Source organism: Streptomyces sp. NPDC001536, from assembly GCF_042894505.1.
Classification (GTDB): domain Bacteria; phylum Actinomycetota; class Actinomycetes; order Streptomycetales; family Streptomycetaceae; genus Streptomyces.
In genome coordinates this window covers 211,310-237,277 of sequence record NZ_JBIAVQ010000007.1, presented here as the reverse complement: position 1 = coordinate 237,277, position 25,968 = coordinate 211,310, and the positions used below count along the sequence as shown (strand labels likewise).

The window sequence follows — 25,968 nt, the reverse complement described above, 5'->3', positions numbered from 1 at the left end:
CCCATTTGTCGAAGGGACGACGGACGAAGATGTTCCATCCCAGACGCACCCTCAGAGCCCTGCTCCTCCCGCTCACCGCGGGGCTCGCCCTCACCGCCCTGCCCGCGCAGACCGCCCAGGCGGCCAGCACGCTCACCAACGGCGGTTTCGAATCGGACGGCGCGGGCTCGGCGGCCCCCGCCGGCTGGTCCGAGTACGGCACGACCGCCGCCTCGTACTCCGAGTCCGGTGGCCACGGCGGCAGTTACCGCCTCAGCCACTACTCGTCCGCCGCGTACAAGGTGGAGACGTACCAGTACCTGTCCGGGCTGACGAACGGGAACTACACCCTCACCGCCTGGGTCCGCTCTGGCGGCGGACAGAACTCCGCGTACATCTCGCTGAAGAACTGCGGCAGTTCCGAGCAGCGCACCGACCTGCCGGTCTCCGCCGGCGGCTGGATACGCGTCGTCACCTCCGTCGCGGTGATCAACAACCAGTGCACGATCAGCATCAACTCCGATGCCAACGCGGGCAACTGGATCAACGTCGACGACCTGACCTTCGCGGCGGGCTCGACCGGCACCTCCGTCAAGGGCTCGGACGTCTCCTCGCTCGCCAAGAGCGAGGCCCTCGGCGGTACCTACAGGACCAGCTCCGGCACGAGCGGCGACGCGCTCGCCATCCTGAAGTCCGCCGGGCAGAACTACGCGCGCGTCAAGGTCTGGGTGGGCCCGAAGGACGGCTACAACACCAAGACGCAGGTCCTCGCGCTGGCCAAGCGCATCAAGGCGCAGGGCATGAAGCTGCTGGTCGACTTCCACTACTCGGACACCTGGGCCGACCCGGGGGCGCAGACCGTGCCGTCCGCGTGGTCGGGGCACAGCTACAGCCAGCTCAGGACGGACGTCTACAACCACACGTACGACGTCCTCAACGCGCTGAAGGCACAGGGCACCACGGCCGACATGGTCCAGGTGGGCAACGAGATCAACGGCGGCATGCTGTGGTCGGCGGGCTCCACCTCCAACTGGTCGCAGCTCGCGGGGCTGCTCAACTCCGGCTACAGCGCGGTCAAGGCGGTCAGCTCCTCGACCCAGGTGGCGCTGCACCTCGCCAAGGGCGGTGACCTCACCGGCACTCGCTGGTGGTTCGACAACGCCGTCGCCAACGGCGTGAACTTCGATGTCATCGGCCTGTCCTACTACGGCTACTGGCACGGTTCGCTCGCCGACTTCCAGACGACTCTGGACGACGCGGCCGCCCGCTACGGCAAGCCGGTGTTCGTCGCCGAGACGGCGTACCCCTTCCGTCTGGACAGCGACGACTCCTTCGAGAACATCATCGACCTCTCCAGCGAACTGGTCTCCGGCTACCCGGCCACGACGGCGGGCCAGACCCGGTGGATGAACGACGTCGCCAGCATCGTGGAGGCCGTCCCGAACGGCCGCGGCCTCGGCGTCTTCTACTGGGAGTCGACCTGGACCGCGGTCACCGGCAACGGCTGGGACCCGACCGACGCCACCTCCGGCAACGGCTGGGAGAACCAGGCCCTGTTCGGCTACGACGACAGGGCGCTCCCGGCGATGGCGTGGTTCAGCCACCGGTAGTTCCGGATTGCGCGCAGCTCCATGAAACGGGGGCCCGGCCACACGGCCGGGCTCCCGTGCGGCGTGCTCTTGCGGTCCTCCGTGGCCGTGACGCGGGCGTCATGGCGGGTGTTCCGGCCGCGTAGCAGGCCCGGCCCATCAGTTCGTCCAGGAGCACGGTGCTTATCCCGTGGACATAGCCGGGCGGACCTTCGTGGGCGATGCCGAGGGTGCCGTGGCCGACGACCCCGTCTGTACATCCGTATCCCGCCGGGGAATTCGTCCAACGCGGGGATCTCCGCCGGCACCCGCCGCCGACCGGTCAGCCGGCCGGAGAGCCGACGGACCTCCCCGGTGACGCGGTGCAGGGCCCCGACCGGACTCGCGGTGCTCACGGTGGCGTCGACCAGGGCCCGCAGCGCGTGGCCGAGCGCGGCGATCGCCGCACGCCGGTGATCCAGATCCTCGGCGGCCGTCAAGGGCGATGGGTGAGCGGTGCGTTCATCAGGTGTCCCCCTCAGCCGTCCCTGCGGACGAACACGGGCTTGAGGTGCTTCTCCGGCAGTACCTCGGGGAGTTGCTCCCAGTCGAAGACATCCGAGACGACCCGTGCCGGATCCACGTCGCCGGAGCGGGCGAGTTCCAGGGCGTCCGGGATGTGGTTCCGGACGTTGTCGCGGGCGACGCGCAGGGTGATCCCCGTGAGGTACATGTCGAGCAACGGGAGCTCGCCGGGCCGGAAGTGGTTGCCGGCGGACTCGCAGACGCCTTCCGGGACCAGGCACTTGACGGCGAGGGCGAGCTGGTCGACGCGGCCGGTGGCCTCGACGGCGAGGTCGAAGCCGTGCCGTACGGGCTCGATCGCCTCCGCCGTACGGGCACCGAAGCCTTCGGCCAGCCTGCGATGGCCGGCGTCGGGGTCGACGTAGAGGACGTCGGAGGCGCCGAGCGCGCGGGTGATGTCGCAGACGTACAGGCCGATGCTGCCGCGTGCGACGACCAGCACCCGGGCGCCGGGCCTGTTCTTGAGGTGGGGTGCGACCAGGCGCCACGACAGGGACCAGTTGTCGCTCGCCGACGCCATCGCGACCGGGTCCAGGTCTGCGGGCAGGGGCACCAGCATGGCGTCCGCCCAGGGGACGCGGACCAGGTCGGAGAAGAGCCCGCCCCAGTCGCCGCCGATCGGTGCGCCGTACATGGCCATGTGCGGTACGGCCGTGCAGTGCGCGGTGAGTCCGGCGCGGCAGTGGTCGCAGCTGCCGCAGTTGATGGACCAGGGGACGACCACGAGGTCGCCGGGGGACACGGAGGTCACCGCGTCGCCGGTCTCGACGACCCGGGCCACGCACTCGTGACCGAGAGCGAACGGCGGGTCGACGCTGTGTTTGATATGCGGCTTCCGCCGCGTGGCATGTCCGGCGAGGATCGCGGAGTCGACGTCGCAGGAGGTGGCGGCGACCGGGGCGACGATCGCCTCCTGATCGGAGCGGAGCTCGGGGTCGGGCGCCTCGCGCCATGCGACGGTGCGTCGGCCTGTGTAGGTCAGTTCACGCATCGGCCCGCTGTCCCTTCGCCAGGGCCACCAGGTCGGCGTAGCGGATGGCCGAGCCGCCCGCGCCCCAGGTGCCGTCGGGCTGTTCGTGCACCAGCACCCACACCCGCAGGGCGTCGGCCTCGGACAGCCCGGCGGCATCGAGCACCGTCCTGGTGGCGTCCTCGACCAGACCGGCCTTGCGCCGCTCGGAGAGCGCGCCCTGCGGAACGGTCACCTCGACGAGGAACCGGGGCGCTTCGTCCTCGGCGGTGGTCTGCGTTCCCTCGGGCAGCTCGACGAGGTAGCTCCACGCCTGGGCGCGGAAGAACGCGGTGTCGGGCGCCCCCTCCCAGCGCAGCAGGACGGCGGCCAGATCGCGCTGGACGGTCTTGCGGCCCTCCTCGGTCAGCGAACCGGACGGGGCGGTGAGCCGGATCATCGGCATGCGGAACTCCTCCTTCGGTCGAGGCGGCCTTGGTGGCGGGCGCCGGTTATTACACTCGTTATAATCGGAGGTCACGCTAGACTATGACGAGCGTTATATCCAGAGGGGAGTACGGCCTTGGCCAAACCCAGTGCGCCGTCGCGCGAGCGCATCGTGGCCGGCGCGGCCGACCTGATCAGCAGGCGCGGACTCAACGCCGCGAGCATCCGCGAGCTGGCGAAACACGCCAAGGCACCGCTCGGCTCGACCTACCACTACTTCCCCGAGGGCAAGCAGCAGGTCGCGACCGAAGCGGTGCGGTACGCGGGTGGCGCGGTCTCGCGCCTGCTGCGCAAGGAGTTGGAGGCGGGCCCGGTCGCCGGACTGCGCGCCTTCCTGGGCCTGTGGTGCGGCATCGTCGTCGACAGCGATTTCCGGGCCGGCTGCCCGGTGCTCGCGGTCGCCGTCGAGGAGCCGCCGGTCGACGAGACCCCGCCGGCCCTCCTCGCCGCCGCCGAGGCGTTCGAGGACTGGGAACGGCTGCTCGCCGACGCGCTGCGGGCTCGCGGTGTCGCTCCGGATCAGGCCCTCGGCCTCGCCGCCCTTGTCGTCGCCGCCGTGGAGGGCGCGACCGCCATGTGCCGTGCCAAGCGCAGCGTGGAACCCCTGGACCGGGTCGCCGAGCAGCTCGAAGCGGCGATGGTCAGGGCGCTCGGTCCCACCGGCTGACGGCCGGGGGTGCACTCGCCGCTCGCTGACCGGATCGCCGAAAAGTACACAGACGTTCCTCGCATGTCCGTTCGGTATCGGACAAGCCGTGTGAAGTCCGTACACGACTGCCTTGACTGCGGGACAGTGGGAACACGCGGTACGAGGAGGCTGGTCCGGAGGGGGACGAGATGCTGAGGACTCCCGTCAGTGAGCGACGGCTGGACATCCTGGAATGGCTGAAGGACCCGGTCGCGCACTTCCCGTCGCGGCGTCGCGGCGATCTGACCGAGGACGGTGTCACCGCGGACGCCGTGGCCGCCAGACTCGGCGTGCGCCGCCAGGTCGCCGACACCCACCTCGAACTCCTCGCGGACATCGGCCTGTTGCGCGCCACACGGATCCGGCGGCGCACCTACTACCGACGGGACGAGGTGCGGATAGCCGAGGTGGCGCGCATGTTCGAGAAGGGCTGGTAGGAAGAGCTCTCGGGCCGCGAAAGGCTCCGAGGCGACGAAGGGCGGATGTCCGTGGAGCGTGCACAGGTGCTGGTCCCGCGCAGGTACGTCGCGATCGGCGGCCGCGGCCCCGAGGACGTCGTCGCCGACAGCCGGGGCCGTGTGCTCACCGGCGTGGAGGACGGCCGTATCCTCCGCCTCGACGGTCTCACCGACCCGGCCACGGCCCGCGTCGAGGTGCTCGCGGAGACCGGCGGCAGGCCCCTGGGCCTCGAACTCCTCGCGGACGACACCCTGTTGGTGTGCGACGCCGAACTCGGGCTGCTGCGCGTCGACTTGAGTACGGGCGTCGTGCGCATCCTCGCCGACTCGGTCGCGGGGGAGCGGCTGCGGTTCTGCAGCAACACCGTCGCCCTCTCCGACGGCACCGTGTACTTCACCGTCTCCAGCCGCAGTTACCCCCTCGACCAGTGGATCGGCGACCTCGTCGAACACACCGGCACCGGCCGTCTCCTGCGCCTGGCGCCCGGCAGCGAGACACCCGAAGTCCTCCTGGACGGCCTCCAGTTCGCCAACGGCCTCGCCCCGAGCGGCGACGAGTCGTTCCTGATCGTCGCCGAGACCGGCGCGTACCGCCTGACCCGCCACTGGCTCACCGGCCCGAAGGCGGGCACCTCCGAACCCTTCGCCGAGAACCTCCCCGGCATGCCCGACAACATCTGGCGCGCCGGACCCGACGGACCGATCTGGGTGTCCCTGGCCGGACCCCGCGTCCCCCCGCTCGACCTTCTGCACCGCAGCGCCCCCGCCGTCCGCCGGGCCGCCGCTCGCGCGGCGGTGCGCGCCCCCTTCATGCCCACCGGCACGATCGGCGTCCTCGCGGTCGACGACCACGGCGAGACCGTCCACCACCTCACCCGCCGCCACTCCGGCTTCCGCATGGTCACCAGCGTCTGCGAGGCGGCCGGCCACCTGGTCCTGGGCAGCCTCTGGGAGCGGGGCGTGGCCCTGTGCGAGCCGCCCGCGCCCAAGTGAGCCCGGCGTTACCCTGTTGACGGCCGTGACCAGGCCGTCCAGGCAGGAGACGTACGACCATGACAGCCCCGGAGACCGAGACTCTCCGCGTCCCCACCCCCCGGCAGCCGGTCCTGGGCGGCCAGGGACCCGTCGTCGCCGTGGTCGCACTCGGCGGCGCCCTCGGGGCGACGGCCCGCTACGCGCTCTCCCTCTGGTGGCCCCTCCACCCCGGCGGATTCCCCTGGGCGACCTTCTGGACCAACGTCGTCGGCTGTGCCGTGATCGGTGTGTTCATGGTGGTCATCACCGAGGCGTGGGCCGCGCACCGCCTGGTCCGCCCCTTCTTCGGCACCGGCGTCCTCGGCGGCTTCACCACCTTCTCCACGTACGCCGTCGACGTGCAGAAACTCCTCGACTCCGGCCACCCCGGCACCGGCCTGGCCTACCTCGCCGCGACCCTGCTCGCGGCCCTCACGGCGGTGTGGCTCGCCGCGACGGCGACCCGCCGCGTCTTGAAGCGGAGGCGGCCATGACCAGGCTGACCGGGAGCGCCCTGCGGGTGACCGTGTTCGTCGGCGAGCACGACACCTGGCACCACAAGCCCCTCTACAGCGAGATCGTGCACCGCGCCCACGCGGCGGGCCTCGCGGGCGCCAGCGTCTTCCGCGGCATCGAGGGCTTCGGCGCCTCCTCCCGGATCCACACCTCACGGCTGCTGTCCCTGAGCGAGGACCTGCCGGTCGCGATCGTGATCGTCGACACCGAGGAGCGCGTACGGGCCTTCCTGCCGCAGCTCGACGAGCTGGTCACCGAGGGCCTGGTCGTCCTCGACCACTGCGAGGTCATCCGGTACGCCGGACGGGGTGAGGAATCCGGCGAATCGGACGCGAACGGTAAGAGGTCGTTGTGAACTGGCTGCTGGTCGTCGCGGGTGCCGTGGTCGGCGCTCCGCTCCGCTATCTCACCGACCGGGCGATCCAGTCCCGCCACGACTCGGTCTTCCCGTGGGGCACCTTCGTCGTCAACGTCACGGGCTGTTTCGTCCTCGGCCTGCTGACCGGCGCCGCCGGGTCCCACCACCTCCAGCTCCTGCTGGGCACCGGTCTGTGCGGCGCCCTGACCACCTACTCGACCTTCTCGTACGAGACCCTGCGGCTGACCGAGACGGGCGCCGGACTGTACGCGCTGGCCAACGTCGGCGGGAGCCTGGTCGCCGGTCTGGGGGCGGCGTTCGCGGGCGTGGCGCTCGCCGGCGCCGTCTGGGCGTAAGGGTTCGGGACATATCCGCGTGTAGTAAGACTGTCCCCGCCGTGCCGCCCGCCCCGCCGGAAGAACTGGAACACATGAGCGCCATCAGCGTCGGTCAGGCCGTCGTCCTCGGAGCCGTCGAGGGGGTGACCGAGTTCCTGCCCGTCTCCTCCACCGGCCATCTGAAGATCGCCGAGGGGCTCATGAACATCCCCGTCGACGACGACGCCGTGGTCGGGTTCTCGGCCGTCATCCAGGTCGGCGCGATCGCCGCCGTGCTCGTGTACTTCTTCAAGGACATCGTGCGGATCGTCTCCGCGTGGGGCCGTGGGCTGCGGAACAAGGAGGAGCGCTACCACCACGACTACAAGTTCGCCTGGTGGGTCATCTACGCCACCATCCCGATCGTCGTCGTGGGACTCGCCGCCAAGCCGCTCATCCAGGGCCCGCTCGCCTCGCTGTGGGTGGTCGCGGGCTCCCTGATCGTCGGCAGCGGCGTGATGTGGGCGGCGGACCAGATGGGCCGGCACAAGCGAGGGGAGGACGACACCTCGTTCAAGGACGCGATGCTCGTCGGCAGCTCCCAGATCCTCGCCCTGCTCTTCCCCGGCTTCTCCCGCTCCGGCGCCACCATGTCGACCGCGCTGATCCTCGACCTCGACCGCGTGGCCGCCACCCGGCTGTCGTTCTTCCTGGGCATCCCCGCCCTGACCGGCGCCGGCATCTATGAACTCAAGGACGCGCTCGGCACCGGCGCGGGGGCGGCCCCCCTCGCCGTCGGCACGGCCGTCTCCTTCGTCGTCGCCTACGCCTCCATCGCCTGGCTGCTGAAGTTCGTGGCCAAGCACTCCTTCAACGCCTTCGTCATCTACCGGATCGTCGTGGGCGTGCTGCTGTTCGGCCTGCTGGCGACGGGTGCCCTGAGCAGCTGACCGGGCGCCCGGGGGTGTGAGACGGCTTTCATGTCTCGCACCCCGTGAAAATCTCCATTCGCACGCCTTGACAGCACCCTCCCGCGGCCCGGAGTATCACTCCCGTGAACCTGTCAGACAGCCGGACAGCCGGACAGCCCCCGCGACGCGTCAGCGCCATGGAAGCGGTGCTGGCGTATCTGCGTGGCGCCATCGAGCGCGGGGAGTACGCCATCGGCGACAAGCTCCCCTCCGAGGCCGAGCTCTGCCGCACCCTGGAGGTCAGCCGGCCCGTCCTGCGCGAGGCCCTCAGGGCCCTGCAGACCATGGGCCTGACCGTCTCCAAGACCGGCAAGGGCACCTTCGTCGTCGCCAACGCGGTGGAGGACCCCACCTTCGGCGACTACGCGGCCAGCGACCTGCTGGAAGTCCGCCGCCACGTCGAGATCCCCGTCGCCGGTTACGCGGCCGTGCGCCGCACCCCGGAGAACCTCGACCACCTCGCCCATCTCCTGGACCGCATGGAGCGGGAGACGGACACCACCGCGTGGGTCGCGATGGACACCCTCTTCCATCTCGCCGTGGCCGAGGCCGCCCAGAACCCGGTCTTCCGCCGGGTCATCGAGGAGATCCGTGACGCACTGGCGCGTCAGTCGGCCTTCCTCAACGAGCTCGGAGGACGCCGTGAGCAGTCCAACCGCGAGCACCGGGCGATCGTCGAGGCGCTGATCGACGGTTCCGAGCTCGACGCGGTGGAGGCCATGTCCCACCACCTCGACCGCGTCGAGACCACCCTCACCGACATCGTGCGTCCCCCTGGCAAGGGCACGGACACCCCCACGGAAGGCAACCCCCAGGCGTGAGCGAGCAGAGCCTGCACGACGGCGTGCAGAAACGTTCCGGCCATGTCGACGCCGGAGACGAGGGCTACAGCAAGTCGCTGAAGTCCCGGCACGTCAACATGATCGCCATCGGCGGCGCCATCGGCACCGGCCTCTTCCTCGGAGCCGGCGGCCGCCTCGCCGACGCCGGCCCCTCCCTGTTCATCGCCTACGCGGTCTGCGGAATCTTCGCGTTCCTCGTGGTCCGCGCTCTTGGCGAACTCGTCCTGTACCGCCCGTCCTCCGGCGCCTTCGTGTCCTATGCCCGGGAGTTCCTGGGCGAGAAGGGCGCGTACGTGGCGGGCTGGATGTACTTCCTGAACTGGGCCACCACCGGTATCGCCGACATCACCGCCGTGGCCGTCTACACCCACTACTGGGGCATGTTCTCCGACATCCCGCAGTGGGTGATCGCGCTCATCGCGCTCGCCGTCGTCCTCACCGTGAACCTCATCTCGGTGAAGATGTTCGGCGAGCTGGAGTTCTGGTTCGCCATCATCAAGGTGGGCGCGCTCGTGGCGTTCATGCTGATCGGCATCTTCCTGCTGGTCACCCAGCACGAGGTCGGCGACACCACCCCGGGACCGGCCCTGATCACCGACAACGGTGGCGTCTTCCCCAACGGCCTGCTGCCCATGCTGCTGATCCTCCAGGGCGTCGTCTTCGCCTACGCCTCGGTCGAGCTGGTCGGCGTCGCGGCCGGTGAGACCGAGAACCCCGAGAAGATCATGCCGAAGGCGATCAACTCGATCATGTGGCGCGTCGGCCTCTTCTACGTCGGCTCGGTCGTCCTGCTCTCGATGCTGCTGCCGTGGAACAAGTACACCGGCGGACAGAGCCCCTTCGTCACCGTGCTCTCCAACATCGGCATCCCGGCGGCCGGCGGCGTGATGAACCTCGTCGTCCTCACCGCGGCCATGTCCTCGCTCAACTCCGGCCTCTACTCCACCGGCCGCATCCTGCGCTCCATGGCCATGTCCGGCTCCGCGCCCAGGTTCACCGGCGTCATGAGCCGCAGCCAGGTCCCCTACGGCGGCATCCTGCTCACCAGCGGCATCTGCGTCCTCGGTGTCGGCCTCAACTTCGTGGTCCCCGCCGACGCGTTCGAGATCGTGCTCAACTTCGCCGCGATCGGGATCCTGTCCACCTGGGGCATGATCATGATCTGTCACCTGCTCTTCTGGCAGAAGACCGAGAAGGGCGAACTGACCCGCCCCGGCTACCGACTGCCGGGATCCCCCTGGACCGAACTCGTGACGCTGGTGTTCCTCGCCTCCGTCCTGGTCCTGATGTACGCCGACGGCGGCGTCGGACGCACCACCGTGCTGTGCCTGCCGCTCATCGCCGGGGCACTGGTCGCCGGGTGGTACGTCATCCGCGGCCGGGTCGCCCGCGCCTCCACCGAGACCGAATCCACAGCCGCCGACGCGTGACCCGCGTGGCGCACCTCTAGAAGCAGGAAGTGATGTACAGCAGTTCCGTCGCGGCCGCACCCGTGATCCGCGAGCCCCTCCACGCCCCCGTCGCCCACCTCATACGCGGCGGGGTCGTGGAGGGCATCCACTACGGTTCCGTCGTCGTCCTCGGCGCGGACGGGCACGTCGAGTTCCAGCTCGGCGACATCGAGGCGGCGTTCTATCCGCGCTCGGCGCTCAAGCCGGTGCAGGCGGTCGCCATGGTCCGGGCGGGGCTTCCGCTCGACGGTGAGTTGCTGTCCTTGACCGCGGCCAGCCACTCCGGCGAGGAACGTCATCTCGCCGGTACCCGGCGGATCCTGGAGCTCGCGGGCGTCGGTGAGGACGCGCTGCGCAACGTGCCGGACATGCCGTACGACCCGGTCGTACGGGATGAGTGGGTGCGGGAGTCCCGACTGCCGTCGCGGCTCGCCCAGAACTGTTCCGGGAAGCATGCGGCGATGCTCTACACGTGCGTGCTCAACGACTGGCCTCTTGAGGGGTATCTCGACCCCGCGCATCCGTTGCAGCAGGCGATCGCCGAGATCGCCGAGGACCTCACCGGGCAGCGGATCGCTCAGGTGACCGTGGACGGGTGCGGGGCGCCGCTGTTCTCCGTGTCGCTGCACGGGCTCGCCCGGGCCGCTGCGCGGATCACTTCCGCTGCGCCGGGGACGCCTGAGGCTCGGGTCGCCGATGCGATGCGTTCTCACGCGGAGATGGCGTCCGGGGCGGGGCGGGATGTGGCCGCGCTGATGGCTGCGGTACCGGGGCTGCTCGCCAAGGACGGGTTCGAGGGCGTGCAGGTCGCTGCCCTGCCGGACGGGCGTTCTGTTGCCGTGAAGATCGCTGACGGGGCGAATCGGGCGCGGGTTCCTGTCGCTGCGGCGGCGTTGGCGTGGGCCGGGGTCTCGCCGGAGCTGCTCGAGGAGTTTCAGGGCGAAGCGCTTCTCGGGGGTGGCCGGGAGGTTGGGCGTGTGCGGCCGGTTCGTTCGCTGGAGCCCGTTGTTGTTTCGGCTTGCGCCTAAGGATGTGCCGGACTTCTTGATCTGCGGCTGCGGGCCCGTTGTGGCTGGTCGCGCAGTTCCCCGCGCCCCTAGGTAGTTCACCTCACCCCCCTCAGAAAGGGACCCGAACTCTCATGACCGCCGTCGTCACTCGCCGCGAGCACGATCTGCTCGGTGACCGTGATGTTCCCGCCGACGCCTACTGGGGTGTGCACACCCTGCGTGCCACCGAGAACTTCCCCATCACCGGGACGCCTATCTCCGCTTACCCCCACCTCATCGACGCCCTTGCCGCCGTGAAGGAAGCCGCCGCTCTCGCCAATGAGGAACTCGGGCTGCTGGAGCCGCGTAAGGCTGCCGCGATCGTCGAAGCGTGCCGGGAGATCCGCGACGGCAAGTTGCATGACCAGTTCGTCGTCGATGTCATCCAGGGTGGCGCCGGCACCTCGACCAACATGAATGCCAACGAGGTCATCGCCAACCGGGCGTTGGAGCTGTTGGGGCATGCGAAGGGCGAGTACCGGCACCTGCACCCCAACGAGGACGTCAACCTCGGTCAGTCCACCAACGACGTCTACCCGACCGCCGTCAAGGTGGCGACGGTGTTCGCGGTGCGTGGACTGCTCAAGGCGATGGCTGTACTGCAGGACTCGTTCGCCCGTAAGGCGGTCGAGTTCCGTGATGTGCTCAAGATGGGCCGTACACAGTTGCAGGACGCGGTGCCGATGACGCTCGGTCAAGAGTTCTCGGCGTTCGCCGTCATGATCGACGAGGATCGCAACCGTCTTGACGAGGCTGTGCAGTTGATCCATGAGATCAACCTGGGCGCCACGGCCATCGGGACGGGACTCAATGCCCCCGCCGGGTACGCCGAATCGGCCCGCCGTCATCTGGCCGAGATCACCGGGCTGCCGCTGGTCACGGCCGTCAACCTGGTCGAGGCGACCCAGGACTGCGGGGCGTTCGTCCAGATGTCCGGTGTGCTCAAGCGGGTCGCGGTCAAGCTGTCCAAGAGCTGCAACGATCTGCGGCTGCTCTCGTCCGGTCCGCGTGCCGGGCTCGGTGAGATCAACCTGCCGCCGGTACAGGCCGGTTCGTCGATCATGCCGGGCAAGGTGAACCCGGTGATCCCCGAGGTCGTCAACCAGGTCGCCTTCGAGGTGATCGGCAACGACGTGACCATCACGATGGCCGCGGAGGCCGGACAGCTCCAGCTCAACGCGTTCGAGCCGATCATCCTGCACTCCCTGTCGGAGTCCATCACCCACCTGAGCGCCGCCTGCCTCACGCTCGCCGAGCGCTGCGTGGACGGCATCACCGCCAACACCGAGGTGCTGCGCGCGACGGTGGAGAACTCCATCGGCCTGGTGACCGCGCTCAACCCGCACATCGGGTACACGGCCGCCACCGACATCGCCAAGGAGGCCCTCGTCACCGGCCGCGGGGTGGCCGAACTCGTCCTGGAGAAGGGGCTGTTGCCCGCCGAGACCCTCGCCGACCTGCTGCGGCCCGAGGTCGTCGCGGGCACCGGACAGGCCCTGGCCTGACCCGCCCCGACCCGCTGATGCGCGCCCTGACCGGCCCGGAGGCACAATGGTGATCATGACTTCGTCCATGACCTTCGAGCCGGTCCTGGCACGCATCGCCGAGGAGATCGAACGCACCCCGGGGCGCGGCCGGGCCGCCGACTACATCCCGGCGCTCGCCGCCTGCGACCCGCGCCGCTTCGGCATGGCCGTCGCGGAGCTGGACGGCACCGTGTACGGCGTGGGGGACTGGCGGCAGCCGTTCTCCACGCAGTCCATCACGAAGGTCTTCACCCTCGCCCTCGACCTGGCCCGCGAGGGCGACGCGCTCTGGGAGCACGTGGGCCGCGAACCGTCCGGCAACCCGTTCAACTCCCTGGTCCAGCTGGAGTACGAGAACGGCATCCCGCGCAACCCGTTCATCAACGCGGGCGCGCTCGTCGTCACCGACCGCCTCCAGACCCGTACCGGAGACGCCGCCGGAGAACTCCTGGCGTTCCTGCGCGCCGAGAGCGGCAACCCGGACCTGGCCTTCGACGAGGAGGTCGCCGCCTCCGAGTCCGCCCACGGCGACCGCAACGCCGCCCTCGCCCACTTCATGGCGGCGTACGGCAACATCGACAACCCCGTCCCGGTCCTGCTCGACCAGTACTTCCGCCAGTGCTCCCTCCTGGCGTCCTGCGCCGACCTCGCCCTCGCGACCTCCTTCCTGGCCCGCCACGGCCTGCGCGCCGACGGCACCCGCCTGCTCAGCCAGAGCCAGGCCAAGCAGGTCAACGCGGTGATGCTGACCTGCGGGACGTACGACGCGGCGGGGGAGTTCGCCTACCGGGTGGGTCTGCCGGGCAAGAGCGGGGTCGGCGGCGGGATCATCGCGGTGGTGCCGGGCCGCTGCACGCTGTGCGTGTGGAGTCCCGGGCTGGACGAGCGGGGCAACTCGGTGGCCGGAGTGGCGGCGCTGGACAGGTTCACGACGCTGACGGGGCTGTCGGTGTTCTGAACACACGGCGGTCACATGGACGCCCCCGCGCGGAGGGCGGCTCGTCAGTTTCCGGCCACCCTGCGTTGACACGCTTCCCGAGTGTTGGCCATGGCTTTCCCCGTCGATCTCCGCCGCTGCCAGGTTCTGGGCCTGGCCGGAACCGCGTTCCTCGCCCTGGGCGGTGACACGGCCGGAGCCCTGCCCGTACGGGAGCTCCTGGCCCCCGCCAACGTGCGGGTCGCCCTCGGCCTGGTCGGCGTCTACTTCGGCGTCGTCCTGCTGATAGCCGCCTGGCTGCTGCTGGGGCGGCTCGTCCGCGGCGCCGCACCACCCAGCCCGCGTGCCCTGCTGCTCGTCCTCGCGATCTGGGCGGCCCCGCTGCTGCTGGCCCCGCCCCTCTTCAGCCGCGACGTCTACAGCTACCTCGCCCAGGGCGCCATGGTCGACGCCCACATGGACGTGTACACCCACGGCCCCGCCCAGCTCGGCGGCCCGCTCGCCGACGAGGTCGCCCCGATCTGGCAGCACACCGCCGCCCCCTACGGCCCGGTGTTCCTCGCCCTCGCCTCGGCGCTCGCCGGACTGACCCGGGGCGAACTCCCCGCCGGTCTGTTCGGGATGCGGCTCGTGGCGCTGTGCGGGGTGGCCCTGATGGCGGCCGCGCTGCCCCGCCTTGCCCGGCAGAGCGGCGCCGACCCGGCCGCCGCGCTCTGGCTCGGCGCCCTCAACCCGCTCGTGCTGCTGCACCTGGTGGCGGGTGCCCACAACGACGCCGTCATGCTGGGGCTGCTCGGCGCCGGTCTGGTCGCGGCGCTCGGCCGGTGGCCCGTGCTCGGCGCCGTCCTGGTCACCCTCGCCGCCCTGGTCAAGGCGCCCGCCGCCCTCGGCCTCGCCGCCGTCGTCGTCCTCCAGGTCCGCGCGGGCCGCCGCCCCGTGCCGGCGGTCGCGACGACAACGGCCGCGGTCGCCGCCACGACCGTCGCGGCGACCGCCGTCGCAGGCACCGGATACGGCTGGATCGGCGCCCTGAACACACCCGTGTCCCCACAGAACTGGGCCCTCACCAGCCTCCTCGGCCGCGCCACCCGCTCCCTCCTGGAACACCTCGGCAGCGACCTCGCGCCGCTGGCGATACCGGCCTGGCACGCCCTCGGTATCGCGGCCGCGGGGCTGACGATCCTGGCCATATGGCTGCGGCTGCGGCTGCGCCCCGTGTACGCGCTCGGTCTGAGCCTGGTCACGGTCGCCGCCCTCGGCCCGGCCATCCGCCCCTGGTACGCCTTGTGGGGGCTCTTCCTCATCGCCGCGGCGGCCCCCAGCACCTCGGTACGGCACCGGACGGCCGCCGTGACCGGTGTGCTCGCGCTGGCCACCCTGCCCAGCGGTGGTCCTGCGGACACCGGGCAACTGGTCCTGGCCGTGTGCGGCGGCGCGCTCGCCGTGGTCGTCCTGTGGCAGGCCCACCAGACGGCCCAGGCACCGGCGTTGGGCCGCACCGCGTGAACCCGCCCCGCACCGACCGCGGCCGGCTCCTGCTGGTCCTCGCCCTCGCCGCCGCCGTCACCGCCTTCACGGCGACCGTGCCGCTGCTGCGCGACTGGTTCGACCTGCGCGTCTACTACGGCACCGTCGACAGCTGGGCCCACCACGGCGGCCGGATCTACGACTACCGGGTGCCCGGCACGACGTACGGCTTCACCTATCCGCCCTTCGCGGCCGTCGCCATGTGGCCGATGGCCCTGTTCCCCCTGCGCGTCGTGATCGTCCTCGCGCTGCTGCTCAACCTGGCGGCCCTCGCGGTGATCGTGCGGCTCCTGGCCGGACGGTCCTGGCGACGCCACGGCTGGTTCGGCTGCGCGCTGGGGGCCTGTCTGCTCGCCCTGTTCGAGCCGCTGCGGGACACGTTCAGCTTCGGCCAGGTCAACCTGCTGCTGATGGCCCTGGTGCTGACGGACGGATGGCTGCTCGCCACGGGGCGGGGGCGCCGGGCGGGGGTGGGGATCGGTCTGGCGGCGGCGGTCAAGCTCACGCCCGCGCTCTTCATCGCGCTGCTGCTGCTCGCCGGGCGGCGGCGGGCCGCGGCCGTGGCGACGTCGGTGGCCGTGGGCGTGACCGCGCTGGCCGCCGTCGTGGCCCCCGGGGCCTCGCGTTTCTACTGGACGCAGGCGATGTGGGACACGACGAGGGTGGGCCGCCTGGACTACGTCTCGAACCAGTCGCTGCAAGGGATCCTGGCCCGACTCGGCGAACCGGACCGCGCGTGGTGGGCGGCCGTGGTGCTGCTGGTGCTGGCCGTCTGGGCCGTGCGGGCCCGCCGGGCCACGGCCGCGGGGGACTGGCCGGCCGCGATCGCCCTCACCGGGCTGACCGCCTGCCTCGTCAGCCCCATCACCTGGGTGCACCACCTGGTGTGGCTGCTGCCGGCGTTCGCCGTACTGGTGCGCGCAGGGCACCCGCGTGTGGCGGGTGCCCTGTACGCGGTGCTGTGCACCAGCGTGGTGTGGCTGTGGTTCGACGACGCGTCCGGCGTCGACGGATTCCTCGGCGGCAGCGCGTACACCTGGATCACGCTCGGGCTGCTGCTGTGGCTGCCGGCCGGTCAACCCCGGGGCGGCCGCCCGGCCTTGGCCCGCAGCGCGAAGGCGACGGCGCCTGCGCCGAGCCCCGCGGCGCCCGCGATCGCCCCCGTCCGCGGCCAGTCGGCCCCCTCGTCCGGGACGGGCGCGGCGGCCGCGGGCTCCGGTTCGGGCCCCGGCCGCGGCTTGGCGCGCAGCGCGTCCAGCGAACCCACCGGATCCACTCGCCCCGCCGCGTCGAACCCCCAGTCGAGCAGCTCGCGCGCCTCCTCGTACACGGCGAAGCCACCGCCCGCCTGAGGGTTCATCACGGTGACGACGAGCTTGCGGCCCCCTCGCTCGGCGGCGGCGACGAGGGTGTTGCCCGCGTTGCTGGTGTAGCCGTTCTTGACCCCGATCAGCCCGTCGTAGGGATCCACCCCGTCGGCGCCGGTGAGCAGCCGGTTGGTGTTCTGGATGTCGTACGACCAGCCGCCGCCACCGGGGAACTTCGCGTCGACCGTGCCGCAGTAGCGGGCGAAGTCCGGGTTGCGCAGGCCCGCCCGGCCGAAGACGGCCAGGTCGTACGCGGACGAGACCTGGCCGGGTGTGTCGTAGCCGTCGGGTGAGCGGACGTGGGTGTCGAGGGCGCCGAGCGCTCGGGCCTTGTCCTGCATCCGCGCGGCGGTGAAGCGCCAGCCGCCGCTGAGCCGGGCCAGCACGTGCACGGCGTCGTTCCCGGAGTTGAGGAACACCCCGCGCCACAGATCGGCGACCCGGTACGTCTGCCCCTCCCGCACCCCGACGAGGCTGCTGCCGGGCCCGACGTCCGCCAGCTCCTCGTCCCCGACCCGGTGCCGCAGGCCCCCGGGCAGGACGGGCAGCACGGTCAGCGCGAACAGGGTCTTCAGCGTGCTGGCGGGCGGGAGCCTGCGATGCGCGTCGTGCGCCGCGAGCACCTCCCCGCTCTCCGCGTCGGCCACGACCCACGACAGCGCGGAGACGTGCGGCACCCGGGGCGCGTTCCGGTGCGGGCGGACCTGTGTGCCGGAGCGGTACAGCAGCGCGGGCCGCGGAGCCGAGGCCCGCGGCCCGCCGGGCGCTTCGGGGTCGGAGCCCGTGCGAGCGGCCGCCGAGACGGGGGCCAACGTCAGCAGGCCCGCCGTGCACAGCGCGCAGGCCGACACGGCAACGCGGGAGGTAAATCCGATAGTCATACCGCAAACCTAGGAATGGACCCGTCCCGTGCCCCGCTGCCCGGGCCGTGCGGGGCGCCCGAGCACCCGGACGGGGGAGTGCGTCAGCCGGTGGGCAGCGTCGGCAGGACGCGGCGCAGGAACGTGGCGTTGTCCGGGGTCTCGCGCATGCGCTCCAGGAGGGTTTCCAGGCTGGGCTGGCCGTCACGGGTCTGGAGGGCCCGGCGCAGGCCGCGTACGGCGCTCAACTCGGCCGCGGGCAGGAGGAGTTCCTCGCGGCGGGTGCCGGAGGGGTTGATGGCGACGGCCGGGAAGACACGGCGGTTGGCGAGTTCGCGGTCGAGGCGGAGTTCCATGTTGCCGGTGCCTTTGAGCTCCTCGAAGAAGAAGTCGTCGGCACGGGAGCCGGTCTCCACCAGCGCGGTGGCGAGGATGGTGAGCGAGCCGCCCTCCTCGGCCGTCCGGGCGGCACCGAAGAACCGCTTGGGGCCGATCAGCGCGGCCGCGTCCACACCGCCGCTGAGGGTGCGGCCACCCGCGGCGGCCGCGTTGTTGTGGGCCCGGCACAGCCGGGTCAGGGAGTCCAGCAGGATCACGACGTCCTCGCCGGCCTCGACGAGCCGCTTGGCCCGCTCGATCACGAGGTCCGCGAGCGCGATGTGCTGCTTGGGCGTGCGGTCGAACGTGGAGGCGTACACCTCGCCGCGCACGGAGCGCCGCATGTCGGTGACCTCCTCGGGGCGCTCGTCGAGCAGCACGACCATCAGCCGGCACTCGGGGTGGTTGCCGGCGACGGCCGCCGCGATCTGCTGGAGGAGGACCGTCTTGCCGGTCTTGGGCGGGGCGACGATCAGTCCGCGCTGCCCCTTGCCCACGGGGGCGATGAGGTCGGCGACCCGGCCGGTCAGACCGGACGCCGGGTGTTCGAGGCGGATGCGCTCGCTGGGGTGCAGCGGGGTGAGGTCGCGGAAGTGGCGGCGGCCGCGCATCTCGTCGGGGGCGCGGCCGTTGACCCGGGCGACCTCGGTGAGGGCGCGCTGGGTGCCGCGCACGCCGTCGACGGTGTCGCCCTTGCGCAGTCCGTAGGTGCGGATCAGCGCGGGGGAGACCTGGAGGTCGGACGGCAGGGGCAGCATGCCCTCGGTGCGCAGGTGGCCCTTCCCGTGCGCGTCGATGTCGAGGACGCCGGTGGCGGCGCGGACCGGGAGCTGCTGCTGGATCGGGGGGTGTTCGAGTGTGGTGGTCATGGTGGTCGGTCCTTTCGAGGACGGAAGGCATGGGACATGCGCAAGCAAGGGGAGGGCCGCGAAGATCGGGAAGGCGCACAGATGGCCTTCACGCGGCGGGAAACAACGCCTCGGACACGACGGGGAACGTCGACTGCGAGGTGGTGAGAGAGCCGGTACGACGACCGGCTGACTGAAGGTGAATCGGCACCGGCGCCCAGGACCGGGCGTACACAGGTGCTAACAGGACGGTACCACGGTGGTTCAGCGTGTGGCGAGGAGCCCGTAGAGAAGCGGGATCCGCGGCTCGGGCAGACGCCACCAGCCGGACGGTGTGCGGACCATCTGCGGCCACCGCGGCCAGGGGAGCTCGTCGCTCTCCCGGAGCCGCCCGATGGCCAGTCCTGCTCCCGTCAACGCGTTGATGACCTCGTCTATTCCGTGCATCCACTCGTAACTGTCGGTGGCGTCCTCGACGGCCGGCCCGTCCGTGTACGTGTGCGTCGCGTCACGGTGCACGGCTTCGCCCCCGCCCAGGTAGTCATGCCGGAGCAGCAACTCGGGTCCCTCGCCCGGCGCGGGCTTCGGTCCCAGTGAGTTGAGCAGCGGATGGAACTCGACGACGTACAACCGCCCGCCCGGCCGCAGCAGTTGAGCGATGACCCCCGCCCACCGCTCCAGGTCCGGCAGATAGCACAGGGCGCCCTTCCCGGTGTAGACGACGTCGAACTGCCGCCCGCCGAGCGCCTCGACGGCGTCGTACACATTGGCCTGGACGTACGCGACGTCCAGCCCCGCCTTCTGTGCGATGTCCCGCGCGGCCGCCACCGACGCCGCGGAGAAGTCCAGACCGGTGGCCCGCGCCCCGCGCCGGGCGAAGGCGAGCGTCTCGGTGCCGAGGTGGCACTGGAGGTGGAGCACATCGCGGCCGCCGAGCTCGCCGAGGTCGTCCCACTCGAAACCGGCGAACCAGCGGGCGGGATCGAGGTCCTGGTCGAGACCGTAGAAGTCGCTGGCGAGGTGGACGGGGGTACGGGCGTCCCAGTTCGCCTGGTTGGCCCGCATGAACCGCGCGTGCTCGTCGGTGGTCATGAGGCCATCCAACCGGAAGAGCCCGCGTTCTGGGCCGCACACCGGCCACGGGGAGCCGGAACAGGCCGGAACGGACCGTTCGCGACCATGCCCGCCGAGGACCGGTGCCGCGCCTGACGTCAGGAGGCCGAGCCCGCCTCCGCCTCCTTCGCGATCCGCTCGAACTGGGCGCCCATGGCCTCCGCGAGAGCCTGAGCGCCCGACAACGGCCGCACCATGACGGTGAGTTCGTCGATCAGGCCGTCCTCGTTGACGTGGATGAAGTCGCAGCCCGTCAGCGCGCGGTCGCCCACCCGGGCGGCGAACACCAGGGCGTGGTCGCGGCCGTCGGCCCCGGTGAGCTCGCGCTCGTAGCGGAAGTCCTCGAAGACCCGGGAGACGCCCCGCAGGATCGCCGCGGTGATCGCCTTGCCGGGGTACGGCTTGAAGACGACCGGGCTCGTGAAGACGACGTCCTCCGCCAGCAGCGCCTCGACCGCGTCGAAGTCCCACGCCTCGACGGCCTCACGGAAAGCGCGCATACGACCTCACCTCATAGTCAATTAGTTGAGTATTCGCGGCCTACGGTATGCCCCGGCCTGCGGCGTGTCCATGGGGGCGCTCCCCTAAGCTGACGCGATGTTCAGCCCAGAAGGCCCGAGCCTCCGCGAACTCGCCGTCCAGGCCCTGTCCTCCGTGGAGCGCGGCTACGACCTCCTCGCCCCCAAGTTCGACCACACGCCCTTCCGGACCCCGGACCCGGTGCTCGACTCCGTCGCGCGGGCGCTGAGGCGGACCGGGCCCTTCGACGCCGGGCTCGACCTGTGCTGCGGCACCGGGGCGGGGGTGGATGTGCTCGCGCGGGTCTGCCGGGAGAGCGTCACCGGCGTGGACTTCAGCGCCGGCATGCTCGACGTCGCCCGCGAGCGGGTGCGGCCCGCCGGGCCGCGGGTCGACTGGGTCCGTGCCGACGCCCGGGCGCTGCCCTTCGGGCCCGCCTTCGATCTGGTCGTCAGCTTCGGGGCGTTCGGGCACTTCCTGCCGGGCGAGCTGCCGGGGCTGTTCGGCCAGGTCCGTTCCGTGCTGCGGCCCGGCGGCCGCTTCGCCTTCCCGGTCGTCGCGCCGCCCCGGCCCGGATCGCTCGGCTACTGGATGCTGCTGGGCTTCGACATGGTGATGCGGGTGCGCAACGCGGTGTGGCGGCCGCCGTTCGTCATGTACTACCGGGCCTTCCGGCTGGGGGAGGTGCGTGAGGAGCTGGAGCGTGCCGGTTTCCGCGTGGAGCTGGTGGCGCTGCCCGAGTTCGGGCGCCGGGGCGACGGAAGCCCGCGCGTCCGCATGGTCGTGGCACGGCTGCCGTACTGAAGGGCGGAGGTGCCCTCCGCCGGAACCGCCCCCCGCTCCCGTTGGCTAGACGTCCTCCCCCGTCCCGGCTCCCCCCAGCGCCAGCCCGATCGCCGCCTCCGCCCCCAGCTCCCCGCCCTCACGCACCGCTTCGGCGAACCGGGCGTCGCCCAAGGAGGCGCGCAGCCGGCGCTCGTACTCCCGGTGGAAGACGGTGGTGTCGGGTCTGCCCAACTGCGGCAGCCCCGCCGTACGCCACAGGCGTCTGCTGATGCCCAGCAGACGTGCGGCCAGCTCGTCCTCGCCCCGGGCGGCCTGCGCGGCGACCAGCAGGTCGGCGACCGCGGCGGCGCCGAGCCGGTCGTGCACCCGCCATTTCGCGGTCAGCGCCTCGCGGGCCGGGCGCAGCGCCTCGTCCGGCCGGCCGAGACCGATCCCGGCGAGCGAGACGAAGAAGTCACCCCAGGCCCGCATCCACAACTCGCCCCGCTCGGCGCACTCCTGGCGCAGCCGTTCGGCGACCGAGGCACAGCGCTCGAACGAGGCCTGCCCGGCCAGCAGATACGCCTGGAGGGCGAGGGTCATCAACTGGAAGAACTCCGCGCCGCCGTCGCCCGCCGGAGCCTGCCGGCCCCTTCCGTACAGCACCGCCGAGCGCGCCGACTCACCCCGCACGGCCAGACTCGCCCCGGTCAACGGCAGCGCGGGGACCGGGAGATCACGCTCCTCGGCGAGCCACACATAGGCGCTGCTCACCGACTCGGCGGCCTCCAGGTCGTCCGGTACGACGGTGACCAGCCGGTGCGCCCACACGGCGAGGGCGTGTTCGGGCCCGCCGCCCTCGGGGGCCCGGCGCAGCGCCCGCTCCAGGTAGCCCCGCCCCTCCTCCGCGAACCCGCAGGCGAACCAGAAGTACCAGAGGCTGCCGGTGAGTTCGAGTGCGGTCTCCGGCTCGGGCGCCGCCAGGCACTCCTCGATCGCCAGTCGCAGATTGGCGTGCTCCGCGGTCAGCCGCTCCGCCCACATCCGCTGGCCCGGCCCCAGCCACTCCGCCTCGCCCTGACGGGCGATCCACCGGAAGTAGTCCCGGTGGCGGCGCCGGACCGACTCCTCCTCGCCGAGCCCGGCCAGCCACTCGGCGCCGAACGAGCGCACGGTGTCGAGCATCCGGTAGCGTCCCGCCACCCCCTCGCCGTCCCGTGTCACGATCGACTTCTCGCTGAGCGAGGCGAGCAGCGCGAGGACGTCCTCGGCGCTCAACGGGCCGCCGTGGCACACGAACTCGGCCGCCTCCACGTCCCAGCCGCCGACGAACACCGACAGCCGGGCCCACAGCAGCCGTTCCCGGGGCGTGCACAGCTCGTGGCTCCAGCCGATGGCCGTGCGCAGCGTCTGGTGCCGGGCCGGCCGTGGCCGGGCGGACGAGACGAGCAGGTCGAAACGTGAGCCCAGCCCCTCCAGCAGCCGGTCGAGGGGGAGCCCCCGCAGCCGCACGGCGGCCAGTTCCAGGGCCAGCGGTATCCCGTCGAGGCGGGCGCAGACCGCCGCCACATCAGCCCGGTTGGCCTCGGTGAGCGCGAACGACGGCACCGCGGCCGCCGCCCGGGCCGTGAACAGCGCCACCGCGTCGTCCCCTTCGCCCAGCGGCAGCGGGGCCACCGCCAGCAGCTGCTCGCCCGGCACGCCCAGCGCCTGACGGCTGGTCGCCAGCACCCGCAACTCCGGTACCTGCGAGAGGAGTTCCTGTACGACACGCGCGCATTCGTCCAGGACGTGCTCACAGGTGTCGAGGACGAGCAGCGGCGGCGGCCCGGCGAGGTGTTCGCACACCGCCCCCAGGAGCGGCCGCAGGGTCTGCTCGGTCAGCCGGGTCGCCTGGGCCACCGTGTTCGTCAGGAGGTCCGGATTCCTGAGCTCCGACAGCTCCACCAGCCAGGCCCCGCCAGGGAAGGCCGGCTTCGCGACATGTGCGGCGCGCAGGGCGAGCCGGGACTTGCCGACACCTCCGGGTCCCGTCAGTGTCACCAGCCGCGTGGTCCCCAACAGCCCGGCTATGTCGGCGAGTTCGAGCCTGCGACCGATGAACTCGTTCGCCTCGGCGGGAAGGTTGCCGGTCCTGCCGCCCTGCCCAGAGGCCGCCATCGTCCCCCCTCACCGCAACCCGACGGTAGGTCACCCTAACCCCTCACGGGGTACCGGAATCCGGCGTAGCGTGGAAGCGGTGACGCCCCGTCGAGGGAGGCGTGCGATGGCCGTCGTATCCGCTGTGACGACCGTGGGCCAGATGCGCCACGGCGACCATTTGCTCCTCGGCTACGACACGGACGAGGAGCGGGAGACCGTCCTCGCCGCGTTCCTGCTGGACGGCCTGGCCAGCGGCCACCGCGGACTGCTCCTGCCGCCGGCCGACATGCCCGCGGGTGTCGCCCTGTCCTTCCTGGAGGCGCACGGCTGCCGGGTCGAGGAGGAGCTCGCGGCCGGCCGGCTGTGCGTCGACGCCCATCTCGCCGCCCCCGAGGGGCTGTGGGACCTGGACGAGGTGATCCGCCGCGAGACGCGGCGCGCGGTCGGCGACGGCTTCCTGGGGCTGCGGGTGTGCACGGAGATCCTGCGGGCGCTGGGCGGGAAGGGGCTCAAGACCCTGCACGACAGCGAGCTCCTGCTCGACCCGGTGTTCGCCGCACTGCCCGTACTCGGCATCTGCCAGTACGACAGCCGGGTCTTCGACGAGTCCGAACTGGCCCCGCTCGCCGGACTCCACCACGGCCGGGTGGGCGCCGACCATGTGTGGCGCGACGACCTGCTGTCCATCACCCGCACCTTCGCACCTCCCGGCCTCGCCCTCGCCGGGGAGGTGGACGACACCAACGTCACCGCCGTGGCCCGCGCCCTGCACGCCGAACGGGCCCGCCCCGCGAGCGGCGCCCGCATCCGACTCGACCTGCGCGAACTGCACTTCATCGACGTCGGCGCCCTGCGCCTGCTGGTCTTCTGCGCCCTCGCCCTCTCCGCCGCGGACGGCATCCTCGTCCTGTCGGGAGTCGCCCCGCACATCCAGCGGGTGATGCGGGTGACCGGCTGGGACCGTGTCCCCGGTCTGCGCTTCGAGCCGGAGGGAGAGACGCCGTGACCCGCCCGGGCTTCGTCCATCAGGCACTGCGCTACGGCTCCGACGACGAATTCCTCGCCGGTACGGCCGACTTCGTCACCGAGGGCCTCGACGCCGGCGACACCGTCCTCGCGGTGGTGAGCCCGCACAACATCACCCTGCTCGGCGAGGCGCTCGGCGACCGCTCCCGCGAGGTCGAGTTCGTCGACGCCCGCGACTGGTACGACTACCCGTCCCGCACCCTGGGCCGCTATCACGCCTACTGCGACCGGCTCGGCGCCGACCGACGTGTGCGCGTCGTCGGCGAACCCGTCTGGGCGGGCCGCGGCACCTTCGAGACCTGGGAGTGGCTGCGCTACGAATCCCTCCTGAACGTCGCCTTCGCCGGCACGGACCACTGGATCCGCTGCCCCTACGACACCCGCGCCCTGCCCGCCGACATCCTCCGCACCGTGGCCCGCACCCACCCCGAACTCACCGACGGCACCGCCGACTTCACCGACCCCGAGGACTTCTGCGCGGAGTGCGACGTGCTGCGCCCCGGCCGCCTGCCCGCCGGCCCGGACGACATCCCCTTCACCCGTGGCGGCTCGGCGGCCGTGCGCCAGGGCCTCGCCGCGTACGCGCGCCGCGTCGGCCTGCCGGAGCAGCGGACGTACGACCTGGTGGCGGCGGTGCACGAGACCGTTGTCAACGCCCTGCGCTACGGCGGCGGACGGGGGGTCGTCCGACTGCGCAGCGACCCCGAGTACGTCGTCTGCGAGATCCTGGACGAGGGAGCGCACACCCCGGCGCCCCGCCCGCCCTTCCCCGGCCATCTGCCGCCCGCGCTCCGCGCCCCGGTAGGCCACGGGATGTGGCTGGTGCGGCAGTTGACGGACCTGGTCACCGAGGAGCTGGACCCGGGGGGTTCCGTCGTGCAGCTGTACTTCCGTCGGCCGGCAGCGTGAACTCGTAGACCAGCGCTTCCTGCCGGGCGTCCAGCACGAGGTCGGTGATCTCCAGGGGCCGGGCGTACTGGTCGTGCACCCGGCGGGTGACCCGGACCGAGGGGGTGTTCGCGAGCGGGGTGATGGAGTCGCGGTGGTGCAGGGTCAGGCCCGCCTTGCGCATCCAGTCGTAGGCCCGCCGCAGCTGTGCCGACGCGCTGCCGTCGGCCCGTCCGCGATACCGGGCCAGCTCCTCGACCTCGGCGAGTGCCACCGCGGAGAAGGAGGTCACGGCCGTGCGCCGGCCCGACTCGTAGCGGTGCATCAGGGTCGGCCGGTGCGGGGCCAGCCCCAGGGCCTCGGCGTGTTCCGGCGGGGGAGTCTCCCAGGTGACCCTCGCCCGGTCGGCCGCGTCCGGGCCCGCGGCGGCGGCGCCCACCGGAAAGGCGAGCGTGGACGGGGCCTCGACCGGCGTCGCGGGCAGGGCGGCATGGCTGCCCCGCCGGTCGGTGGCGACCACACCGTCGCGGCGCAGCACCTGGAGCGCCTGCCGGACGGTCTCCCTGCTGACCCCGAAGTGCTCGGCCAACTTCCGCTCGCCCGGCAGCCGTTCACCGGGCGGGACGGTGCCGTCGCGCAGTTCGCCGAGCAGTTCCGTGGCGATCCTCCAGTACAGGGGTGGGTCCTCGTGCGGGGTGGTGGTGCGGGCCATGCCGCGCCTCCTGTCGGTGACGGTCCGTAGCCGTGCGGGCTCGTTGCGCCACCAGATCTAGCATTGGTCTAAACCACAAGGGAAGGGCGGCCCGGGGGATCGACCGAA

The 25,968-nt window shown here is 71.7% G+C and carries 25 protein-coding genes and 1 pseudogene; 18 read left to right on the top strand and 8 right to left on the bottom strand.

Going from position 1 to position 25,968, the window contains the following annotated elements:
• Positions 1-29 precede the first annotated feature (29 nt).
• Positions 30-1,589, top strand: a complete 1,560-nt coding sequence (locus ACFY0U_RS21035; protein WP_388637818.1) for a glycosyl hydrolase 53 family protein — start codon at positions 30-32, stop codon at positions 1,587-1,589.
• 496 nt (positions 1,590-2,085) lie between these two features.
• On the opposite strand, the gene ACFY0U_RS21030 is transcribed toward ACFY0U_RS21035, so the two are convergent.
• On the bottom strand, positions 2,086-3,123 hold the full coding sequence (locus tag ACFY0U_RS21030; protein ID WP_388637816.1) for a zinc-binding dehydrogenase: 1,038 nt from the start codon (positions 3,121-3,123) through the stop codon (positions 2,086-2,088).
• Positions 3,116-3,547: a 4-oxalocrotonate tautomerase family protein gene (locus ACFY0U_RS21025; protein WP_388637814.1), complete on the bottom strand. Its 432-nt coding sequence runs from the start codon at positions 3,545-3,547 to the stop codon at positions 3,116-3,118. Before ACFY0U_RS21025 ends, ACFY0U_RS21030 begins: the two co-directional genes overlap by 8 nt.
• Positions 3,548-3,664: 117 nt before the next feature.
• Here ACFY0U_RS21025 and ACFY0U_RS21020 point away from each other — a divergent pair, with 117 nt between their 5' ends.
• The 14 genes from ACFY0U_RS21020 to ACFY0U_RS20955 all read left to right on the top strand — a co-directional run bounded on the left by ACFY0U_RS21020 (position 3,665) and on the right by ACFY0U_RS20955 (position 16,594).
• Positions 3,665-4,255 (top strand): TetR/AcrR family transcriptional regulator, encoded by a 591-nt coding sequence (locus ACFY0U_RS21020; protein ID WP_388637812.1) that lies wholly within the window; start codon positions 3,665-3,667, stop codon positions 4,253-4,255.
• Positions 4,256-4,425: 170 nt separating this feature from the next.
• The gene (locus ACFY0U_RS21015) at positions 4,426-4,713 is read left to right on the top strand and encodes an ArsR family transcriptional regulator (protein WP_388637809.1); all 288 of its coding nucleotides are present in this window, start codon (positions 4,426-4,428) and stop codon (positions 4,711-4,713) included.
• A gap of 45 nt (positions 4,714-4,758) precedes the next feature.
• Complete coding sequence (locus tag ACFY0U_RS21010) at positions 4,759-5,727, top strand: SMP-30/gluconolactonase/LRE family protein (protein ID WP_388637806.1); 969 nt, start codon at positions 4,759-4,761, stop codon at positions 5,725-5,727.
• Positions 5,728-5,786: 59 nt separating this feature from the next.
• On the top strand, positions 5,787-6,242 hold the full coding sequence (gene crcB / locus ACFY0U_RS21005; RefSeq protein ID WP_388637803.1) for a fluoride efflux transporter CrcB: 456 nt from the start codon (positions 5,787-5,789) through the stop codon (positions 6,240-6,242).
• Positions 6,239-6,619 (top strand): DUF190 domain-containing protein, encoded by a 381-nt coding sequence (locus tag ACFY0U_RS21000; protein WP_388637800.1) that lies wholly within the window; start codon positions 6,239-6,241, stop codon positions 6,617-6,619. Before crcB (ACFY0U_RS21005) ends, ACFY0U_RS21000 begins: the two co-directional genes overlap by 4 nt.
• Positions 6,616-6,978, top strand: a complete 363-nt coding sequence (gene crcB, locus ACFY0U_RS20995) for a fluoride efflux transporter CrcB (RefSeq protein WP_388637797.1) — start codon at positions 6,616-6,618, stop codon at positions 6,976-6,978. Before ACFY0U_RS21000 ends, crcB (ACFY0U_RS20995) begins: the two co-directional genes overlap by 4 nt.
• Positions 6,979-7,052: 74 nt before the next feature.
• The gene (locus ACFY0U_RS20990) at positions 7,053-7,889 is read left to right on the top strand and encodes an undecaprenyl-diphosphate phosphatase (protein ID WP_388637795.1); all 837 of its coding nucleotides are present in this window, start codon (positions 7,053-7,055) and stop codon (positions 7,887-7,889) included.
• A 158-nt stretch (positions 7,890-8,047) separates the two neighbouring features.
• Positions 8,048-8,731 carry a FadR/GntR family transcriptional regulator gene (locus tag ACFY0U_RS20985; protein ID WP_388638264.1) on the top strand — a complete coding sequence of 228 codons (684 nt, stop codon included), beginning with the start codon at positions 8,048-8,050 and terminating at the stop codon, positions 8,729-8,731.
• Positions 8,728-10,182 carry an amino acid permease gene (locus tag ACFY0U_RS20980; protein WP_388637792.1) on the top strand — a complete coding sequence of 485 codons (1,455 nt, stop codon included), beginning with the start codon at positions 8,728-8,730 and terminating at the stop codon, positions 10,180-10,182. Before ACFY0U_RS20985 ends, ACFY0U_RS20980 begins: the two co-directional genes overlap by 4 nt.
• A gap of 32 nt (positions 10,183-10,214) precedes the next feature.
• Positions 10,215-11,231, top strand: a complete 1,017-nt coding sequence (locus ACFY0U_RS20975; protein ID WP_388637789.1) for an asparaginase — start codon at positions 10,215-10,217, stop codon at positions 11,229-11,231.
• Between the two features lie 113 nt (positions 11,232-11,344).
• Positions 11,345-12,757 (top strand): aspartate ammonia-lyase, encoded by a 1,413-nt coding sequence (gene aspA / locus ACFY0U_RS20970; RefSeq protein ID WP_388637786.1) that lies wholly within the window; start codon positions 11,345-11,347, stop codon positions 12,755-12,757.
• A gap of 46 nt (positions 12,758-12,803) precedes the next feature.
• A complete protein-coding gene (locus ACFY0U_RS20965; RefSeq protein WP_388637783.1) occupies positions 12,804-13,736 on the top strand; it encodes a glutaminase in 933 nt (310 codons plus the stop codon).
• Between the two features lie 90 nt (positions 13,737-13,826).
• Positions 13,827-15,221, top strand: coding sequence for a polyprenol phosphomannose-dependent alpha 1,6 mannosyltransferase MptB (gene mptB / locus ACFY0U_RS20960; RefSeq protein ID WP_388637780.1), 1,395 nt, complete (start codon positions 13,827-13,829; stop codon positions 15,219-15,221).
• Complete coding sequence (locus tag ACFY0U_RS20955; protein WP_388637778.1) at positions 15,218-16,594, top strand: glycosyltransferase 87 family protein; 1,377 nt, start codon at positions 15,218-15,220, stop codon at positions 16,592-16,594. Before mptB ends, ACFY0U_RS20955 begins: the two co-directional genes overlap by 4 nt.
• A 59-nt stretch (positions 16,595-16,653) precedes the next feature.
• Here the strand turns inward: ACFY0U_RS20955 and ACFY0U_RS20950 are convergent.
• The 4 genes and pseudogenes from ACFY0U_RS20950 to ACFY0U_RS20935 form a co-directional block, all read right to left on the bottom strand.
• Positions 16,654-17,490, bottom strand: a pseudogene (locus tag ACFY0U_RS20950) (D-alanyl-D-alanine carboxypeptidase family protein); the annotation flags it as partial.
• A gap of 83 nt (positions 17,491-17,573) precedes the next feature.
• The gene (gene rho, locus ACFY0U_RS20945) at positions 17,574-18,716 is read right to left on the bottom strand and encodes a transcription termination factor Rho (RefSeq protein WP_388637775.1); all 1,143 of its coding nucleotides are present in this window, start codon (positions 18,714-18,716) and stop codon (positions 17,574-17,576) included.
• Between the two features lie 243 nt (positions 18,717-18,959).
• Positions 18,960-19,787 carry a class I SAM-dependent methyltransferase gene (locus ACFY0U_RS20940; protein ID WP_388637772.1) on the bottom strand — a complete coding sequence of 276 codons (828 nt, stop codon included), beginning with the start codon at positions 19,785-19,787 and terminating at the stop codon, positions 18,960-18,962.
• Positions 19,788-19,906: 119 nt separating this feature from the next.
• The gene (locus ACFY0U_RS20935) at positions 19,907-20,308 is read right to left on the bottom strand and encodes a nuclear transport factor 2 family protein (RefSeq protein WP_388637769.1); all 402 of its coding nucleotides are present in this window, start codon (positions 20,306-20,308) and stop codon (positions 19,907-19,909) included.
• 97 nt (positions 20,309-20,405) lie between these two features.
• Here ACFY0U_RS20935 and ACFY0U_RS20930 point away from each other — a divergent pair, with 97 nt between their 5' ends.
• Positions 20,406-21,131: a class I SAM-dependent methyltransferase gene (locus ACFY0U_RS20930; RefSeq protein WP_388637766.1), complete on the top strand. Its 726-nt coding sequence runs from the start codon at positions 20,406-20,408 to the stop codon at positions 21,129-21,131.
• A gap of 45 nt (positions 21,132-21,176) precedes the next feature.
• Here the strand turns inward: ACFY0U_RS20930 and ACFY0U_RS20925 are convergent, their stop codons facing one another.
• Complete coding sequence (locus ACFY0U_RS20925; RefSeq protein ID WP_388637763.1) at positions 21,177-23,252, bottom strand: ATP-binding protein; 2,076 nt, start codon at positions 23,250-23,252, stop codon at positions 21,177-21,179.
• A 106-nt stretch (positions 23,253-23,358) separates the two neighbouring features.
• Between ACFY0U_RS20925 and ACFY0U_RS20920 the strand changes: the two genes are divergently transcribed.
• A complete protein-coding gene (locus ACFY0U_RS20920) occupies positions 23,359-24,240 on the top strand; it encodes an MEDS domain-containing protein (protein WP_388637760.1) in 882 nt (293 codons plus the stop codon).
• Entirely contained in the window at positions 24,237-25,169 is a 933-nt protein-coding gene (locus tag ACFY0U_RS20915) for an anti-sigma factor RsbA family regulatory protein (RefSeq protein WP_388637758.1), read from the top strand. Before ACFY0U_RS20920 ends, ACFY0U_RS20915 begins: the two co-directional genes overlap by 4 nt.
• On the opposite strand, the gene ACFY0U_RS20910 is transcribed toward ACFY0U_RS20915, so the two are convergent.
• The gene (locus tag ACFY0U_RS20910) at positions 25,105-25,860 is read right to left on the bottom strand and encodes a GntR family transcriptional regulator (RefSeq protein WP_388637755.1); all 756 of its coding nucleotides are present in this window, start codon (positions 25,858-25,860) and stop codon (positions 25,105-25,107) included. The genes ACFY0U_RS20915 and ACFY0U_RS20910 overlap by 65 nt on opposite strands.
• Positions 25,861-25,968 lie beyond the last annotated feature (108 nt).